13 protein-coding genes and 1 pseudogene are annotated in these 15,994 nt (G+C 73.8%); 8 read left to right on the forward strand and 6 right to left on the reverse strand.

Translation table 11 applies throughout. The features are described from left to right. The first annotated feature begins 39 nt into the window (after window positions 1-39). The 3 genes from ACIBBD_RS30735 to fxsA all read left to right on the forward strand — a co-directional run bounded on the left by ACIBBD_RS30735 (window position 40) and on the right by fxsA (window position 3,679). Entirely contained in the window at window positions 40-1,653 is a 1,614-nt protein-coding gene (locus ACIBBD_RS30735; protein ID WP_399422827.1) for an amidohydrolase, read from the forward strand. A gap of 561 nt (window positions 1,654-2,214) precedes the next feature. Beyond that, window positions 2,215-3,072 (forward strand): polyprenol monophosphomannose synthase, encoded by an 858-nt coding sequence (locus ACIBBD_RS30740; protein ID WP_399422828.1) that lies wholly within the window; start codon window positions 2,215-2,217, stop codon window positions 3,070-3,072. A 46-nt stretch (window positions 3,073-3,118) separates the two neighbouring features. Then, window positions 3,119-3,679: an FxsA family membrane protein gene (fxsA, locus tag ACIBBD_RS30745; RefSeq protein WP_399422829.1), complete on the forward strand. Its 561-nt coding sequence runs from the start codon at window positions 3,119-3,121 to the stop codon at window positions 3,677-3,679. A gap of 228 nt (window positions 3,680-3,907) precedes the next feature. Here fxsA and ACIBBD_RS30750 read toward each other — a convergent pair whose 3' ends face one another. From ACIBBD_RS30750 to ACIBBD_RS30765, 4 genes are all read right to left on the reverse strand, one after another. Beyond that, window positions 3,908-4,282, reverse strand: coding sequence for an RNA polymerase-binding protein RbpA (locus ACIBBD_RS30750; RefSeq protein WP_010357981.1), 375 nt, complete (start codon window positions 4,280-4,282; stop codon window positions 3,908-3,910). 278 nt (window positions 4,283-4,560) lie between these two features. Continuing rightward, a complete protein-coding gene (locus ACIBBD_RS30755; protein WP_399422830.1) occupies window positions 4,561-5,910 on the reverse strand; it encodes an MFS transporter in 1,350 nt (449 codons plus the stop codon). A gap of 70 nt (window positions 5,911-5,980) precedes the next feature. Further along, entirely contained in the window at window positions 5,981-6,748 is a 768-nt protein-coding gene (locus tag ACIBBD_RS30760; RefSeq protein ID WP_399422831.1) for a glycerophosphodiester phosphodiesterase, read from the reverse strand. After that, a complete protein-coding gene (locus tag ACIBBD_RS30765) occupies window positions 6,745-7,563 on the reverse strand; it encodes a YitT family protein (RefSeq protein ID WP_399422832.1) in 819 nt (272 codons plus the stop codon). The genes ACIBBD_RS30760 and ACIBBD_RS30765 overlap by 4 nt, the downstream gene beginning before the upstream one ends. 34 nt (window positions 7,564-7,597) lie before the next feature. Here ACIBBD_RS30765 and ACIBBD_RS30770 point away from each other — a divergent pair, with 34 nt between their 5' ends. Next, on the forward strand, window positions 7,598-9,109 hold the full coding sequence (locus tag ACIBBD_RS30770) for a PLP-dependent aminotransferase family protein (RefSeq protein WP_399422833.1): 1,512 nt from the start codon (window positions 7,598-7,600) through the stop codon (window positions 9,107-9,109). A gap of 55 nt (window positions 9,110-9,164) precedes the next feature. On the opposite strand, the gene ACIBBD_RS30775 is transcribed toward ACIBBD_RS30770, so the two are convergent. Both ACIBBD_RS30775 and ACIBBD_RS30780 read right to left on the reverse strand, forming a co-directional pair. Next, on the reverse strand, window positions 9,165-10,733 hold the full coding sequence (locus ACIBBD_RS30775) for a hypothetical protein (RefSeq protein ID WP_399422834.1): 1,569 nt from the start codon (window positions 10,731-10,733) through the stop codon (window positions 9,165-9,167). Window positions 10,734-10,824: 91 nt separating this feature from the next. Beyond that, window positions 10,825-11,019: a hypothetical protein gene (locus ACIBBD_RS30780; protein WP_399422835.1), complete on the reverse strand. Its 195-nt coding sequence runs from the start codon at window positions 11,017-11,019 to the stop codon at window positions 10,825-10,827. A gap of 262 nt (window positions 11,020-11,281) precedes the next feature. On the opposite strand from ACIBBD_RS30780, the gene ACIBBD_RS30785 reads away from it, so the two are divergent. The 4 genes and pseudogenes from ACIBBD_RS30785 to ACIBBD_RS30800 form a co-directional block, all read left to right on the forward strand. Further along, entirely contained in the window at window positions 11,282-11,674 is a 393-nt protein-coding gene (locus tag ACIBBD_RS30785) for an ankyrin repeat domain-containing protein (protein ID WP_399422836.1), read from the forward strand. A 324-nt stretch (window positions 11,675-11,998) separates the two neighbouring features. Beyond that, the gene (locus ACIBBD_RS30790) at window positions 11,999-13,438 is read left to right on the forward strand and encodes a HEAT repeat domain-containing protein (RefSeq protein WP_399422837.1); all 1,440 of its coding nucleotides are present in this window, start codon (window positions 11,999-12,001) and stop codon (window positions 13,436-13,438) included. A gap of 170 nt (window positions 13,439-13,608) precedes the next feature. Further along, on the forward strand, window positions 13,609-14,742 hold the full coding sequence (locus ACIBBD_RS30795) for a glycosyltransferase family 4 protein (protein ID WP_399422838.1): 1,134 nt from the start codon (window positions 13,609-13,611) through the stop codon (window positions 14,740-14,742). Next, a pseudogene (locus ACIBBD_RS30800) lies at window positions 14,739-15,890 on the forward strand (glycosyltransferase); the annotation flags it as partial. The gene ACIBBD_RS30795 and the pseudogene ACIBBD_RS30800, both read left to right, overlap by 4 nt. Window positions 15,891-15,994 lie beyond the last annotated feature (104 nt).

Raw genomic sequence — 15,994 nt, forward strand, 5'->3', positions numbered from 1 at the left:
CGTACGCGCCGGCTCCGGCGAGGCGCGAAACTGTTCCCCATGAGTGAGCGCACCCCCGAGCCGAAGACCGTCCTGCTCCGCCGTGGAGAGGTCCACAGCCCCGCCGACCCGTTCGCGACCGCGATGGTCGTCGAGCGCGGTCAGATCGCGTGGGTCGGCTCCGAGGGTGCGGCCGACGCCTTCGCCGACGGCGTCGACGAGGTGGTCGACCTGGACGGTGCCCTGGTCACCCCCGCATTCACCGACGCCCATGTCCACACCACCTCCACGGGCCTCGCCCTGACCGGCCTCGACCTGTCGACCGCGCCCACCCTGGAAGCGGCCCTCGCCGGGGTGCGGGACTTCGCCGCCGCCCGCCCGCAGGACAAGGTGCTGCTCGGGCACGGCTGGGACGCCTCGCGCTGGCCCGGCGGCCGCCCTCCGACGCGCGCGGAGCTGGACGAGGCCACCGGCGGCCGACCTCTCTATCTCTCCCGCATCGACGTCCACTCGGCGGTCGTCACCACCGCCCTGCTGGACCTGACGCCCGGCCTCGGCGCGGCGGACGGTCCGCCGGAGGGCCCGCTCACCGCCGACGCCCACCACGCCGCGCGGGCCGCCGCGTTCGCGGCTGTGACGGACCGGCAGCGCACCGAGGCCCAGCGCGCCGCCCTCGCGCACGCCGCCTCCCTCGGCATCGGCTCGATCCACGAGTGCGCCGGTCCGGAGATCTCCTCCGAGGACGACTTCACCGGCCTGCTGCGGCTCGCCGCCGAACAGCCCGGACCCCGGGTCGTCGGCTACTGGGCCGAGCGGGATGTCGACAAGGCGCGGGAACTCGGCGCCCTCGGCGCGGCGGGTGACCTCTTCGTCGACGGTGCCCTCGGCTCCCACACCGCCTGCCTGCACGAGCCGTACGCCGACGCGGAGCACACCGGCACCGCCTACCTCGGCGCCGCCGAGATCGCCGCACATGTCGTCGCCTGCACCGAGGCCGGACTCCAGGCGGGCTTCCACGCCATCGGCGACGCCGCCGTCACCGCCGTCGTCGACGGCGTGCGCGCCGCCGCCGAGAAGGTCGGCCTGACCCGCGTCCGTGCCGCCCGCCACCGCGTCGAGCACGCCGAGATGCTCACCCCGGAGACGGTCGCCGCATTCGCCGAGCTCGGCCTGACCGCCTCCGTCCAGCCCGCCTTCGACGCCCTGTGGGGCGGTGAGGACGGAATGTACGCCCAGCGTCTCGGCGCCGACCGGGCCCGCGCCCTGAACCCCTTCGCGGCGCTGCTGCGGGCCGGCGTCCCGCTCGCCTTCGGCTCCGACAGCCCCGTCACCCCCCTCGACCCGTGGGGCACGATCCGCGCCGCCGCCTTCCACCGCACCCCGGAGCACCGCGTCTCCGTGCGCGCCGCGTTCACCGCCCACACCCGCGGCGGCTGGCGGGCGGTCGGGCGGGACGACGCGGGTGTCCTGGTGCCGGGCGCGCCGGCGGACTACGCGGTGTGGCGCACGGACGAGCTGGTCGTCCAGGCGCCGGACGACCGCGTGGCCCGCTGGTCCACCGATCCCCGCTCCGGCACGCCCGGCCTGCCCGACCTGACACCGGGCGCCGACCTGCCCCTATGCCTGCGCACGGTGGTCGGCGGGCGGACGGTGTTCGTACGGCCGGGTGAGTGATGTCCCGGGACGGCGGGCGGAGGATCACCCGTCCGCCCGCCGTCGCGCGAGCGCGCCGCTGACCAGCGCATTGACCGAAGACCCGCAGGTGGAACGGCTGTTGACAGCCGACGGCGGGGGGCCGGTAGGTTCGGCCGAGTCCACCACCGGACGCCCCGCCGGGGAACGTCCGCGCACTCGCCGAGGCGCCGCTGGGTCAGGGACGGTCCGTCGCACCGGCGCACCGCCACTGGGAGCCAGGCGCAGCGCTCGCGCCGCAGCGAGGGATTGTTCCGGCCGGTCGGGGGAGGTGTGACCCGGGTGGGGCCCGGCCGCTCAGTAGACAACGGCTTCGCGTCGATCCGCAGCCAGCGGGTCCCAGGTCGGCCCGAAGGGCGCCGGGCCCCCATCCGCAGGACGGTGTGGGCGCACCCGTGCGCAGTAGCCTCGTACATACGAGCCGAAAAGCGCATACCTACCCCGCTTTTCCGGAAACGACACCACCATACGAACGTCCCGTCACGTCACCGCAGGCGGCGGCCACTATGGTGGTCCCCTGCGTACGGACATGAAGGGGCAGTAGTGAACGACGGCGACGCGACCCTCGCGGCACAGGACCGCGGGAGGCAGTTCGGTCCGCTCGGCAAGGCCTTGGTGATCATTCCGACCTACAACGAGGCGGAGAACATCAAGTCCATCGTCGGCCGGGTGCGCAAGGCTGTCCCCGAGGCCCACGTCCTCGTGGCGGACGACAACAGCCCCGACGGCACGGGCAAGCTCGCCGACGAACTGGCCGCCCAGGACGACCACGTCCAGGTCCTGCACCGCAAGGGCAAGGAAGGGCTCGGCGCCGCCTACCTCGCGGGCTTCCGATGGGGCCTGGAGCACGGCTACGGCGTGCTGATCGAGATGGATGCCGACGGCTCCCACCAGCCCGAGGAACTGCCCCGCCTGCTGACCGCCCTCAAGGGCGCGGACCTCGTCCTCGGCTCCCGCTGGGTGCCGGGCGGCCGCGTCGTGAACTGGCCCAAGTCCCGCGAGGTCATCTCGCGCGGCGGCAGCCTCTACTCCCGCCTCGCCCTGGACCTGCCGCTGCGGGACATCACCGGCGGCTACCGCGCCTTCCGCCGCGAGACCCTCGAGGGCCTCGGCCTCGACGAGGTCGCCTCGCAGGGCTACTGCTTCCAGGTCGACCTCGCCCGCCGCGCGGTCAAGGCCGGCTTCCATGTCGTCGAGGTTCCCATCACCTTCGTCGAGCGCGAACTCGGTGACTCCAAGATGAGCCGCGACATCCTCGTCGAGGCGCTGTGGCGGGTCACCGCGTGGGGCGTGGGGGAGCGGGTCGGCAAGATCGCGGGCAAGGGGGCCGCCCGGCAGGAGTCGCCGCAGTCCCCGGCCTCGCCTCCGGCGGCGCCGCAGGAGTCGCACGGAAACGGTTGATCGTCCCCTTATCCCGCTCTGAGCCGGGTGAAGGCACACTGGGACCATGACGACTGGCGCTGCGACCCCCACCCACCCCGCCCGGCCCCGGCGTTCCCGCCTGCGGACGTTCCTGCCACTGGGCCTCGCCGTGTGGCTGGTGCTGGAGGTCTGGCTGCTGACCGTGGTCGCGGGCGCGGCGGGCGGGCTCACCGTCTTCCTGCTGCTGCTCGCCGGAGCGTTCCTCGGCTCGGTGGTCATCAAGCGCGCCGGCCGCCGTGCCTTCCAGAACCTCAACGAGGCGCTCCAGCGCGGCACCCCGCCCTCCCGGGGCGGTGGCAACGGCCTGATGATGCTCGGCGGCCTGCTGCTGATGATCCCGGGCCTGATCTCCGACGTACTGGGCCTGCTCCTCCTGGTCCCGCCGGTCCAGAAGACGGTCGCCCGCTCCGCGGAGCGCACGATGGACCGCAAGCTGCGCGAGGCGATGCCGGGCTCCCTGGGTGACGCCTTCCAGCAGGCGCGCATGCAGCGCCCCGACGGGAAGGTGGTGCAGGGCGAGGTCATCCGGGACGGCGCGCCGGCCGGCGAGGCGGACCAGGGGCCGCGCCCGCCGCTGACCCGCTGAGCCCCGGTCCCCTGTCGGCGCCGGTCGGCCGTCCCGGCCCGTCCGGCGCCGAGGGCCTTTTCGGGAACACGGTCGGGTTGACGGGGCGCGGGGGGACGCCCCAGGTGCAGGCAGGGCCCTGCTGAGCAGCCGTAGAACGCACAACGACCGCGGGCGCCGTACGTCGACTTCACGTACGGCGCCCGCGGTCATTCACGTGCGCTGATGCCGGCCCTGGCTCCCGCAGGGCTACGCGGACTTGCGGCTGTCCCGGGGATGCACCGCGAGGTTCATCGCCCCGGACCGCAGCACCGCCAGCCGTTCTTCGAGGACCTCTTCGAGTTCCTCACGGGTCCGCCGCTCCATCAGCATGTCCCAGTGCGTACGCGCGGGCTTGGCCTTCTTCTCCTCAGGGCCGTCGCCGTCCACCAGGAGTGCCTGGGCCCCGCAGACCTTGCACTCCCACTCTGGCGGGATCTCCGCCTCGACCGAGAAGGGCATCTCGAATCGGTGCCCCTTCTCGCATGCGTACTCCACGGCCTGGCGCGGGGCCAGGTCGATGCCGCGGTCCGTCTCGTAGCTGGTCACCACGAGGCGCGTGCCGCGAAGAGCTCGCTCACTCATGAATCGTGCCTCCCGGGCTTGTCGCCCACAGGACAGGTGTCGCTGTCGTCGTCATCCGGTCAACGTCCGGGCGGCGGTAAAGATTCCCGTTCCGAGTCCCGTCCCGGGTCATGCGTCGCCGTCGTAGCCGCAGCCTTGTCAACCAGTGCAGTACCCACCGGCGCCCGGTTTGTCACATCTGCAAGGAGATGTCACCCAGCGTTTCGGCATCTTTGACGCGCAGTAACGGTACGCCTGGCAGGCCAAACGCGTACACTACCGCCCTTTCGTCGTGAGCGCTAAATCCTTTCCGGTACCGGGTTCCCCGCGTCGCCGATCGCCCGTCGTACCGGAACCCGCGCGAGCAGCGCGAAGCCCAGGACGAAGAAGATCACCAGGGAGATGATCGCGTCACGGTAGCTCCCGGTCAGCTGGTAGGTGAGACCGAACAGCAGCGGGCCCAGCCAGCTCATCCCGCGGTCGCTCACCTCGTACGCGGAGAAGTACTCGGCCTCCTTGCCGGGCGGGACGAGGTGGGAGAAGAGGGAGCGGGACAGCGCCTGGCTGCCGCCGAGCACCAGGCCGATCGCGGCCGCCAGCAGGAAGAAGCCGACGGGCGCCCCGGCCGGCAGGAAGTACCCGGCGCCCAGCGTCAGCGTCCACGCCACCAGGGAGCCGAGGATCGTGCGCTTCGCGCCGTACCTGCGGGCCAGACGGCCCATCGTCAGCGCGCCCGCGACGGCCAGCACCTGGACCAGCAGGACGGCGCCGATGAGGGTGGACTGGCCGAGCCCGAGTTCCTCGGAGCCGTAGAGGGAGGCCTGGGAGATCACCGTCTGGATGCCGTCGTTGTAGACGAGGTAGGCCAGGAGGAAGGCGAGGGTCAGGGGATGGCGGCGCATGTCGCGGATCGTCGCCGCCAGCTGGCGCAGGCCGGGTGCGGTCGCCGCCTCGCGGGCGGCCGACGGGCGGTCGCGCAGTCTGAGCAGCGGGACGAGGGCGAAACCGCCCCACCACAGGCCGGCCGAGGCCAGACAGATCCGCATGGCCGTGGACTCGGAGAGACCGAGGGAGTCGTGGCCGAGGTACAGGCCGAGGTTCACGACCAGGACCAGTGAGCCCGCCGCGTACCCGAAGGCCCAGCCGCGCGAGGAGACCGCGTCGCGTTCCTCGGGCGGCGCGATCTGGGGCAGGTAGGAGTTGTACAGCATCATCGCCACGGACTGGGCCGCGTTGGCCACCACGAGGAGCAGCCCACCGAGCAGGTAGCGGTCGCCGGAGAGGAAGAACATGCCCGTCGTGGCCGCGGCGCCCACGTACGCGGCGGCTCCCAGGAGGGGCTTCTTGCGGCCCGTGCGGTCGGCCGCCGCACCCACCAGCGGCATCACCAGCACCGCCACGATCACCGACAGCGACACCGAGTACGCGAAGAAGGAGCCCGCCCGGACCGGGATGCCCAGGGGGTGCACATACCCGTCGGCGTCCGCCGCCTCCTCGGCGACCGAGGTCAGGTACGGCCCGAGGAACACGGTGAGCACGCTCGTCGAGTAGACGGAGCACGCCCAGTCGTAGAAGTACCAGCCGCGCTGTTCCCGCCGCCGCCCCGCGGCGTCGTCGGACGCCGCCGTCCGCACGGTATCGGTGCCCACCCGTGCCCTCGCTTCCCCGCTGCAGTCGCCGCGCGCGGTCCGCCGACGGGGCCGGCGCGGCCGACCGGTGTCAGACCCAGGCGCCCCGGTCCTCCATGACCTCGCGCAACGTGTCGATGTGATCGGTCATGATGCCATCGACCCCCAGGTCCAGGAGCCGGTGCATACGATCCCGTTCGTTGACCGTCCACACGTGCACCTGCAGCCCGCGCGCGTGGGCGGCGCGGACGAAGCGGTGGTCCACGACCTGGATGCCCGACTGGGCCTCGGGCACCTGAGCGGCGACCGCCGACCGGCGCAGCGCCGCGGGCACACCCCACGACCGCAGCCGCAGGTTGAGCACGCCCCGGGTGCCGTACGACGTCGCCAGGCGCGGCCCGGCCAGCCGCTGGGCGCGCGTCACGCGGGCCTCGGAGAACGAGCCGACGCAGACGCGGTCCCAGGCGCCCGTGCGGGCGATCAGGTTGAGCAGGGGGTGGAGCGCCGGCTCCGCCTTGAGGTCGACGTTCCAGCGCACCTCGGGGAAGGTCTCCAGGAGCTCCTCGAAGAGCGGGACCGGTTCCTTGCCGCCCACGCGCGCGTGCCGTACGTCCGCCCACGGCAGGTCGGCGATGCGGCCCACGCCGTCGGTCACCCGGTCCAGCGTCGCGTCGTGGAACGCGACGAGCTTGCCGTCCCGCGTGGCGTGCACGTCGGTCTCGATGTAGCGGTACCCCAGGTCGACCGCCCGCCGGAACTGCGCCACGGTGTTCTCCTGACCGCCCGCGGCCCCGCCGCGGTGCGCGAACGCGATGGGCCCGGGATGGTCGAGATACGGGTGGCGTACGAGGGTGGTCACGGACGCAGTATCGCCCCTTGGGGTGACCCGGCGGCAACGACCGTGCTGCCGCCGGATGCCGCGGGGACGGCGAACACCCGCAGGAAGAGCTGGGCCAGCGGGCCGATCGACACCGCGTACAGCAGTGTGCCGAGGCCGATGGTGCCGCCGAGGGCGAAACCCGTGACCACGACCGCCACCTCGACGGCCGTCCGCATCACGCGGATCGAGCGGCCGGTGCGCCGGTGCAGCCCCGTCATCAGCCCGTCGCGTGGCCCCGGCCCGAAACGGGCCGCTATATAGAGGCCGGTCGCCGCACCGTTGAGGACGATGCCGGCCACCAGCAGCGGCACGCGCACGGTCAGGGCGTGCGCGTCGGGGACCGCCGCGAGCGTGCCGTCCATGGCCAGGCCCACCACGAAGACGTTGGAGACCGTGCCGAGGCCGGGGCGCTGGCGCAGCGGGATCCACAGGAGCAGCACGACGGCGCCCACCACGATCGACACGACACCGATCGACAGGCCGGTCAGCTCGGCGAGACCCTGGTGCAGCACATTCCACGGCTCCAGGCCCAGGCCGGCCCGTACGAGCAGGGCTGAGCTCGCGCCGTAGAGCGCGAGGCCTGCGTAGAGCTGGACCAGCCGGCGGGGGAGACCGCTCCCGGAGGCGCTGCCTTCGCGTGGGCCGCCTGCCGCCGGGTTGTCTGTCGTCGGGCCGTCCTTAGGTGAGGTGTCTTCAGGTGGGCTGTCGATGGGCGGCGTCGCGGACAAGGAGGTCCCCCCGGTGGTGGTGGTGGCCTGACACGTGACACTCTGTGGCTTGGAAGCAAACGTCATCCATGGCCAATTCCAGGAAGGTGGACTGGTAACCATGGCGCAGTGGACCTCCGCGGTGGGAGCCCCGCAGCTCGCACGGCTGCTCACGTCGCAGCAGGACCGCCCGGCGGGCCCCGGGACGCGCCGGCCGCCCGCCTACCGCGCGCTCGCCGACGGCATCCGGCTGCTCGTCCTGGAGGGCCGGGTCCCCGTCGCCGCCCGGCTGCCAGCCGAGCGGGAACTGGCGCTGTCCCTGTCCGTGAGCCGCACGACCGTCGCGGCCGCGTACGAGGCGCTGCGCGCGGAGGGCTTCCTGGAGTCCCGGCGCGGCGCCGGCAGCTGGACGGCCGTCCCGGCGGGCAACCCGGTCCCAGCGCGCGGCCTGGAACCCCTGCCGCCCGAGGCCCTCGGCTCGATGATCGACCTCGGCTGCGCGGCCCTGCCCGCGCCGGAACCCTGGCTCACCCGCGCCGTGCAGGGCGCGCTGGAGGAGCTGCCGCCGTACGCGCACACGCACGGCGACTACCCGGCGGGCCTGCCCGCCCTGCGCGCGATGATCGCCGAGCGCTACACCGCGCGCGGGATACCGACGATGCCCGAGCAGATCATGGTGACGACGGGCGCGATGGGCGCGATCGACGCCATCTGCCATCTCTTCGGCGGGCGCGGTGAGCGCATCGCCGTCGAGTCGCCGTCCTACGCCAACATCCTCCAGCTCATGCGGGAGGCGGGCGCCCGGCTCGTCCCCGTCGCGATGGCCGAGGGCCTCGCCGGATGGGACATGGACCGCTGGCGGCAGGTCCTGCGCGAGGCCGCGCCGCGGATCGCCTACGTCGTCGCCGACTTCCACAACCCGACCGGCGCGCTCGCCGACGAGGACCAGCGGCGCCGGCTCGTCGAGGCGGCCCGGTCGGCCGGGACCGTGCTCGTCGCGGACGAGACGATGAGCGAGCTGTGGCTCGACGAGGATGTCGAGGGTGGCGCGATGCCGCGTCCCGTGTGCGGCTTCGACCCCGCCGGGTCGACGGTGATCACCGTCGGGTCGGCCAGCAAGGCCTTCTGGGCCGGGATGCGCATCGGCTGGGTCCGGGCGGCTCCGGACGTCATCCGCAGCCTGGTCGCCGCGCGCGCCTACGCCGACCTGGGCACACCGGTGCTGGAGCAGCTGGCGGTGAACTGGCTGTTCAGCACGGGCGGCTGGGAGCAGGCCGTGGAGCTGCGCCGCGGGCAGGCCCGGGAGAACCGGGACGCGCTGGTCGCCGCCGTCCGGAGGCAACTGCCCGACTGGGAGTTCGCGGTGCCCAAGGGCGGGCTGACGCTGTGGGTACGGGCCGGGGGCCTGTCGGGGTCGCGGCTCGCCGAGGCGGGGGAGCGGGTGGGTGTGCGGGTGCCCTCCGGGCCGCGGTTCGGCGTCGACGGCGCCTTCGAGGGGTATGTGCGGCTGCCGTTCACCGTGGGGGGCGCGGTCGCCGAGGAGGCGGCGGTGCGGCTGGCCGCGGCGGCACGGATCGTACAAAGCGGAGGGACCGTGGGGGCGACGGAGGGGCCGCGGACGTTCGTCGCCTGAGGCCGGGTGACGGCGAGCGGGCGGGTGAGGTCACCCGCCCGCGTCTCCGCGCCTGTCACGAGCCTTCGACGGCCAGGGCCTCGGCCGGCACCGGCAGTGACTCCCCGTCCGCCGGGGTCGTGCGCGGCGGCAGCAGATCCAGCACCGCCTGCCGGTGCGCGTCGCTCGTCGCGTCGTCGTACGGATCCGGCGTCGCCGGCACCTGGAGGCGGTGCACCGGTCCGGTGCCCAGCCGGGCGTAGCCGCGCCCCGGTGGGACGTGATCGGGGGCAGTGGTGTGCGGACGGGCGCCCAGGACCGCCTCCAGCAGGGCGGCCGGCGCCTGGCCGAGGACGACACGCGCGCGCGTGTGCTGGCGTACGGCGTCGCTCAGGGCGTCGAGGCTGTCGAACTGTTCGGCCACGACCACCGTGACGTGCGCCGCGCGGCCGTGCCGGAGGGGGACCTGGAGGAGGGACTGCGGGTCCTTGCGGTCGTCCGCGTCCGCGAGGTGGGTGAACGCGGTGGGGCGGTCGAGGAGGATCCACAGCGGGCGCCTGGTGTCGTCCGGCGGGGGGTGGCCCGCCTGCCGGGCCTGGTTCGCGGCGATGAGCCGGCGCTCGGTCTCCTGCGCCGCCCACTCCAGGCTGGCCAGTGCTCCGGCCAGCTCGACCTCGACGCCCAGGACGCCGTCCCGGCCGGTCAGGCAGGCGTACTCGCCCGTGCCGCCGCCGTCGACGACGAGGACGTCGCCGTACTGGAGGGCCTGGAGGGCGATGGAGCGCAGCAGGGTGGAGGTGCCGCTGCTGGGCTGGCCCACCACCAGCAGGTGCGGTTCGGTGGAGCGGATGCCGGTGCGCCAGACGACCGGCGGGACGTCCCGCCGGTCCTCACCGAAGTCGAGGGGAAGCGTGCGCGGGACCTGCGAGGGGTCGGTGAAACCGAGGACCGTCTCGCCGGGCGCGCTCACGAAGCGCTGTGCGGCGATGTCGGTGGGGAGCGGGGCGAGGACGGTCACGGTGAGGGTGCTGTCCTCCTCGTCCCAGTCGAAGTGGTACTCGCGGCCCCGGCCGGACTTGGCCGTCAGCAGGTGCTCGACCCGCGCGCGTGCCTCGGCCTCGCCGTCCGGGAAGTACGCCGGATAGGCGATCTCGAGGTGGGTGATCCGGCCCGAGCCGTCGAACTCGTGGGACGGGAAGGCCTTCTCCCACGCTCCGCCGTGGGCGTAGAGGGGGGAAGGGTCCTCCGCAGTGGAGAAGTACGGGACCAGGGCCTCGTACAGCGCCTGGAGCCGCTGGGCCTGCGACTCGTCGGGGCCTTCGGGAGCCGGTGGGGTGCGGTCCCGGCCCTGCCAGGCCGCCGCCGCCATCAGCGTGATGACGGCGAGCAGCGGGCCGTACGGCACGAGAGCCACGACCAGCACCACCGAGGCCACCAGGAACAGCAGCGGCCCGTGCTTGTCCTTGGGGGTCTCGGCCCACCTGCGCCGCCCGGCCGAGGCCAGCCGGCGCAGACCGCGGGTGATCGTGATCAGCGGGTGGAGGACGTCCGTGGCGCTGTCGGCCGCCGTCCGGGCCAGCTCCCGGCTCCGGGCGATCTGCGCGCTGCCTGTGCTCAGGATGCGGGGGAGGGGGCGCCGAACCACTGCTGTCTCCTGGAGGTGCGTACGGGCGGTGGGGATCCCCCGCGGACGGAGCTGTCGTGGTCCTTGGGGGAGGACGGCGGGCTGGGCGGTGTCAGAACTTGATGCCGCCGAGGAGGCTCGCCAGGCTCTCGCCGCCCGCCTTGATGCTCGGCGCGATGGCCGTACTGGCCAGGTAGAAGCCGAACAGGGCGCAGATGCAGGCGTGCGACCCCTTCAGCCCGTCCTTGCGGAAGAAGAGGAAGACGATGATGCCGAGCAGGACCACGCCTGAGATGGACAGGATCATGTGAGTTCTCCTGGTTCGCGGGGACAGTCACCATGAGTACTTCCAGGATCACAGGATGAATCCATACGATTAAAGGTGCAACTGGGTGAAATTCGGTGCAATTCCCCCTGGTGGCGGTAGTCCTGACGGGCCTCCTGAGCAGCGGAGTTGCGTCGAACGGGTCTGGTGGTGATCTTTGCCTCCGACGGCTCCCGCCATGTGTCCGTCGAGCCAGTACCCTGGCGATTCACCTGAACGGCTGCAACGAGAGGCGGTCCCGCCGATGAGCGAAGCCCCCGACCCCGAGGTCGTGGAGCTGGCGACCAAGATCTTCGATCTGGCCCGCCGGGGACGGACCGACGAGCTCGTGGCGTACGTCGACGCGGGCGTTCCGGCCAACCTCACCAACGACCGCGGCGACTCGCTCGTGATGCTCGCCGCCTACCACGGTCACGCCGACGCCGTCCGGGCCCTGCTCGCCCGCGGCGCCGACGCCGACCGGATCAACGACCGAGGCCAGACACCGCTGGCCGGCGCCGCCTTCAAGGGCGAGACGGAGGTCGTCAGGGCCCTCCTGGAAGCCGGCGCCGACCCGGCCGCCGGCACCCCCTCGGCCGTCGACACGGCCCGGATGTTCGCCCGGGCCGAACTGCTCGAGCTGTTCGGCACGCAGTGACACCGACGGGCCTGAGCGGGTAGAACGAGAGTCCTGAGCAGGTAAATCGACCACCACGGGGGAGGCGGTACGGGGCCGCCGGAAATTTCGGTCGCGGCGGGCTGAGCTGCCGAGTCATCATGACGTCGTGATTCACGGACGCGATGGCTGGGCAGGTGTTGCCGCACCGCGCGGGCCGTGATGCGGTCCGCATGGGCCACCGACGAGAGGCAGAGGAAGATGGTCTACAGCAAGCAGGAAACGGCGGGCGCCCCGACGTGTTGTCACGCGGCCAGGTAATGCACGTCCCCGGTTGCGTCGACGCTTGATGTGAGGCTGTTTCCCATGTTCGATCCGGTCATAGCGCCCAGCGGTACGCTGCTCGGCCTGCTCCAGCGGGGCCGCGGCGACGGCACACTGCACGCGCTCACCGCTCCCCGCCCCGAGGCACTCGCCGCACTGAACCACTGTGTGCTGCGCGACCCTCGCCACGACTGGCAGGTGGAGAACCGCTCCCTCTACTACGCCCGTCTCTACCTCGACCTGAACGGCGGGCTGGACGAGATCGAGGCCCACCTCTTCGACGTCGAGGACGTCTTCGACACCGAGGAGTCCCGCACCGGCCTCGCCCTGGCCGTCCTGGGCCACCTCGCCTCCTACGGCAGACGGGACGCCCTCGACCTGCTGCGCCGGTACGCTGCCTCGGGGTCCAACTGGGCCTGGGCCCTGGACGAGCTCGCCCTGCGCGACGACGACGCCGGCCTGCGCGCCCTGGCCGCACCCGTGCTGGCCCGGTTCGGGACCGACGCCGAGGGCGAGGCCGAGCTGGCCGCCGCCGTGCGGGACGCGTTCGAGCCACGGCCCTGGCGGCTGTGGGCCGAGGATCCCCGCGAGTACATCTCCACGCGCGTGCGTGCCGCTCAGGAGACCGGCTGTTTCGACCGCTGGCAACGGCAGATGAGCCCGACCGGGCCCCGCCCCGGCTGGAGCGTGCAGGCCGTCTTCGAATGGGCCCAGCAGGGCGTCGAACGAGGCGCCGCACTCCATGTCCCCGCCGCCCGCTGCCTCACCGCCGTGGCCGGTCCCGAGGACCGGCCGGAGATCGTGCGGGCCGCCGAGGACGGCACCGAGGGAGCCCGGTGCACCGCCCTGCGCTACCTCGCCGACAGTCACGATCCCGACGCCCTCGACCTGATCGAACGGGCCGTGGCCACCGGCTCGACGCCCGTCGTCGAGGCAGCCGTCGACGCCTTCGAACGCATGCGCAGCGTCGCCGCCGTCGACCGCGCCCGCGGCTGGGCCCACCGGCCCGACGCCCTCGGCGCCGCCGCGGGCCGCATGCTGGCCTGCCGGGGCGGCACCCGGGACAGCGACCTGGTGCTCGGCGCCCTGCGCGAGGCCGTACGCGGCGAAGGCTGTGACGCGCCGACCCTGTGGACCCTGGTCGACGGCGCCGGACGCCTCGGCATCGTCTGCGCGGCCCCCGTCCTGCGCCATATCTACCGCGAGACCGCCTCCTCCCATCTGCGCGGGCGCTGCGCCCGCGCGCTCGCCGCCACCGACCCCTCCTTCGCCACCGGCTTCGCCGTCGAGTGCCTGTGGGACTGCGAGGAGGCCACCCGCGAGATCGCCGCCCGGCACGCCGAGACCGGCGACGCCCGGGTCGTCGAACGGCTGCGCCGGCTCGCCGCCGACCCGGCCGAGGAGGCGGAGGTCCAGACGGCCGTACGCAGCCGGATCGGGACCGGGGGCGCCGGTGACGCGACGGACGCGGCCACCATGTGATCGTCCGGGCAGAGGTCTGCCCGCCAGGTGAACACCGGACGACCTGCGGGTCGGGTGGGCATGGACACCGTCTGACCTGCCAGGGTGCGCGGTGCAACGCTCATGGGACGTTTGTCGTCCGGAAAGATCCACGTTGACGCGGCCACGTCCAGTGCGGCGACAACACCGGTATGCGTGTCGTCATCGTGACCGAATCCTTTCCCCCCGACGTGAACGGCGTGGCCCACTGCGCCTACCAGACCGCCCGGCACCTCGTGGATCGCGGTCACCTCCCGCTCGTCGTCGCGCCGGCCACCGCGGCCGGTACCGGTACCGGGGCCGACGCCCTGGCGCCCTGCCCCGTCGTCCGCGTCCCCTCCCTTCCGCTCCCGGGCTACCCCCAGGTCCGCGTCGCCCTTCCCAGCCGGCGCGTCGGCGTGGCCGTCGCCGACCACCGTGCGGACCTGGTCCACCTGGCCAGTCCCTTCGTCCTCGGTGTCCGCGGCATGGCGGTCGCCGCCCGGCTCGGCATCCCGGCCGTCGCCGTCTACCAGACCGACCTGGCCGGATACGCCCGCACGTACATGGGCGCCGGCGAGGCCGCGGCCTGGCGGCGCATACGGTCCGTCCACGCCGCCGCCGACCTCACCCTCGCCCCCTCCAGCGCCGCCCTGCGCGACCTGCGGACGCACGGGATTCCCCGGACCAGGCTGTGGGCCCGGGGTGTGGACACCGTCCGCTTCCGTCCCGGGCACCGCGACGAGGCACTGCGCCGCGCACTCGCCCCGAACGGCGAGGTGATCGTCGGCTATGTCGGGCGCCTCGCTCCCGAGAAGCAGGTCGAGCTCCTGGCCGGGGCGTGCGGCCTGGAGGGCGTGCGGGTCGTGGTGGTGGGCGACGGGCCCAGCCGGACCCAGCTGACGGAGGCGCTGCCGGGCGCGGTGTTCCTGGGCCGGCGCACCGGCGACGACCTCGCCCGCGTCTTCGCCTCGCTGGACGTCTTCGTGCACACCGGTCCCTTCGAGACGTTCTGCCAGACCGTGCAGGAGGCCATGGCCAGCGGGGTCCCGGTGGTCGCGCCCGCCGCGGGCGGGCCGCTGGACCTGGTCGCCCAGGGCCGCACCGGGCTGCTGGTACCGCCGCGCGACGCCGCCGCCGTGCGGGACGCGGTGCGGTCCCTGGCCACGGATCCCGCGCGGCGGACGGCCTACGGGGCCGCCGGGCGGGCCATGGTGGAGGGGCGCACCTGGGCCGCCGTCGGCGACCAGCTGATCGGCCACTACGCGGACGTGCTCGCCGCGCGCCGTCCGGCGGTGGCGGCATGAGCGCCGGAGCCGGTGGGCCGCTGCGGATCGTCCGGCTCGCCAACTTCGTCGCGCCCGCCTCGGGCGGGCTGCGCACGGCGCTGCGCGAGCTGGGCCGGGGCTATCGCGCCGCAGGCCACGAGCCGGTCCTGATCGTGCCCGGCGAGCGGGCGAGCGACCGCGACACCGAGCAGGGGCGGGTGATCACCCTGCCCGGGCCGCTGCTGCCCGGAACCGGCGGCTACCGCGTCCTCACCGACAAGCGGCGCCTCGCCCGCCTGCTGGAGGAGCTCGGCCCCGACCGTCTGGAGGTCTCGGACCGTACGACGCTGCGGTGGACCGGCAGGTGGGCGCGACGGGCCCGGGTGCCCGCCGTGATGGTCTCCCACGAGACCGCCGACGGTGTGCTGCGCACCTGGGGCGTGCCGGACGCCGCGGCGCGACGGGCCGCCGACGCGCTCAACATCCGTACGGCGCACGCCTACGCGCGCGTGGTGTGCACCACCGAGTTCGCCGAGCGGGAGTTCGTGCGGATCGGGGCGCGGAACGTGGTGCGGGCGCCGCTCGGCGTCGACCTGGCCGAACGGCATCCCGCGCTGCGTGACGCCGGGGTGCGGGCCCGCCACGCGCGCGTGGACGAGGCGCTGCTGGTCACGTGCACCCGGTTGTCCGTCGAGAAACGGCCCGGTACGGCCCTGGACGCCGTGGAGGCCCTCGTGCGGCGCGGCAGGCGTGCGGTGCTGGTCGTCGCCGGGGACGGGCCGTTGCGGGGCCGTCTCGAACAACGGGCGCGCGAGCGCGGGCTGCCCGTCACCTTCCTGGGGCACGTCGCCGACCGGGGTGCGCTGGGCGCCCTCCAGGCGTCAGCGGACGTGTGTCTGGCGCCGGGGCCGGCCGAGACGTTCGGGCTCGCCGCGCTGGAGGCGATGGCGTGCGGGACACCGGTGGTGGTGAGTGCCTCCTCCGCGCTGCCCGAGGTGATCGGGGCCGCGGGGGCCGTCGCCGCCGACACCGGGGAGGCCTTCGCGGACGCGGTGGAGACGCTCCTCGGGCGGTCGGTGGTGGAACGGCGCGAGGGGGCCCGCGCGCGTGCGGAGTGCTTCGGGTGGGGGACGGCGGTGGAGGCGTTCCTCGCGGCGCACGACGCGACGGTGCTGTCCGGCTCTGGCCCGGGTGAGGGGACGGTGGCGTGCGGCTCCCCGGAGGATGAGGTGACGGTGCCGCGCCGTTCCGGGGTGGGCGGGGTGACGGTGCCGCTCCTTTCCGGGGCGGG

Source organism: Streptomyces sp. NPDC051315 (assembly GCF_044455165.1).
GTDB lineage: Bacteria > Actinomycetota > Actinomycetes > Streptomycetales > Streptomycetaceae > Streptomyces.

Excerpts from the sequence above, each read along its gene's own strand:
- ACIBBD_RS30735 (WP_399422827.1), top strand. The coding sequence starts at position 40 with ATGAGTGAGCGCACCCCCGAGCCGAAGACCGTCCTGCTCCGCCGTGGA.
- fxsA (WP_399422829.1), top strand. The coding sequence starts at position 3,119 with ATGACGACTGGCGCTGCGACCCCCACCCACCCCGCCCGGCCCCGGCGT.
- ACIBBD_RS30750 (WP_010357981.1), bottom strand. The coding sequence starts at position 4,282 with ATGAGTGAGCGAGCTCTTCGCGGCACGCGCCTCGTGGTGACCAGCTAC.
- ACIBBD_RS30765 (WP_399422832.1), bottom strand. The coding sequence starts at position 7,563 with ATGACGTTTGCTTCCAAGCCACAGAGTGTCACGTGTCAGGCCACCACC.
- ACIBBD_RS30770 (WP_399422833.1), top strand. The coding sequence starts at position 7,598 with ATGGCGCAGTGGACCTCCGCGGTGGGAGCCCCGCAGCTCGCACGGCTG.
- ACIBBD_RS30780 (WP_399422835.1), bottom strand. The coding sequence starts at position 11,019 with ATGATCCTGTCCATCTCAGGCGTGGTCCTGCTCGGCATCATCGTCTTC.
- ACIBBD_RS30785 (WP_399422836.1), top strand. The coding sequence starts at position 11,282 with ATGAGCGAAGCCCCCGACCCCGAGGTCGTGGAGCTGGCGACCAAGATC.
- ACIBBD_RS30790 (WP_399422837.1), top strand. The coding sequence starts at position 11,999 with ATGTTCGATCCGGTCATAGCGCCCAGCGGTACGCTGCTCGGCCTGCTC.
- ACIBBD_RS30795 (WP_399422838.1), top strand. The coding sequence starts at position 13,609 with ATGCGTGTCGTCATCGTGACCGAATCCTTTCCCCCCGACGTGAACGGC.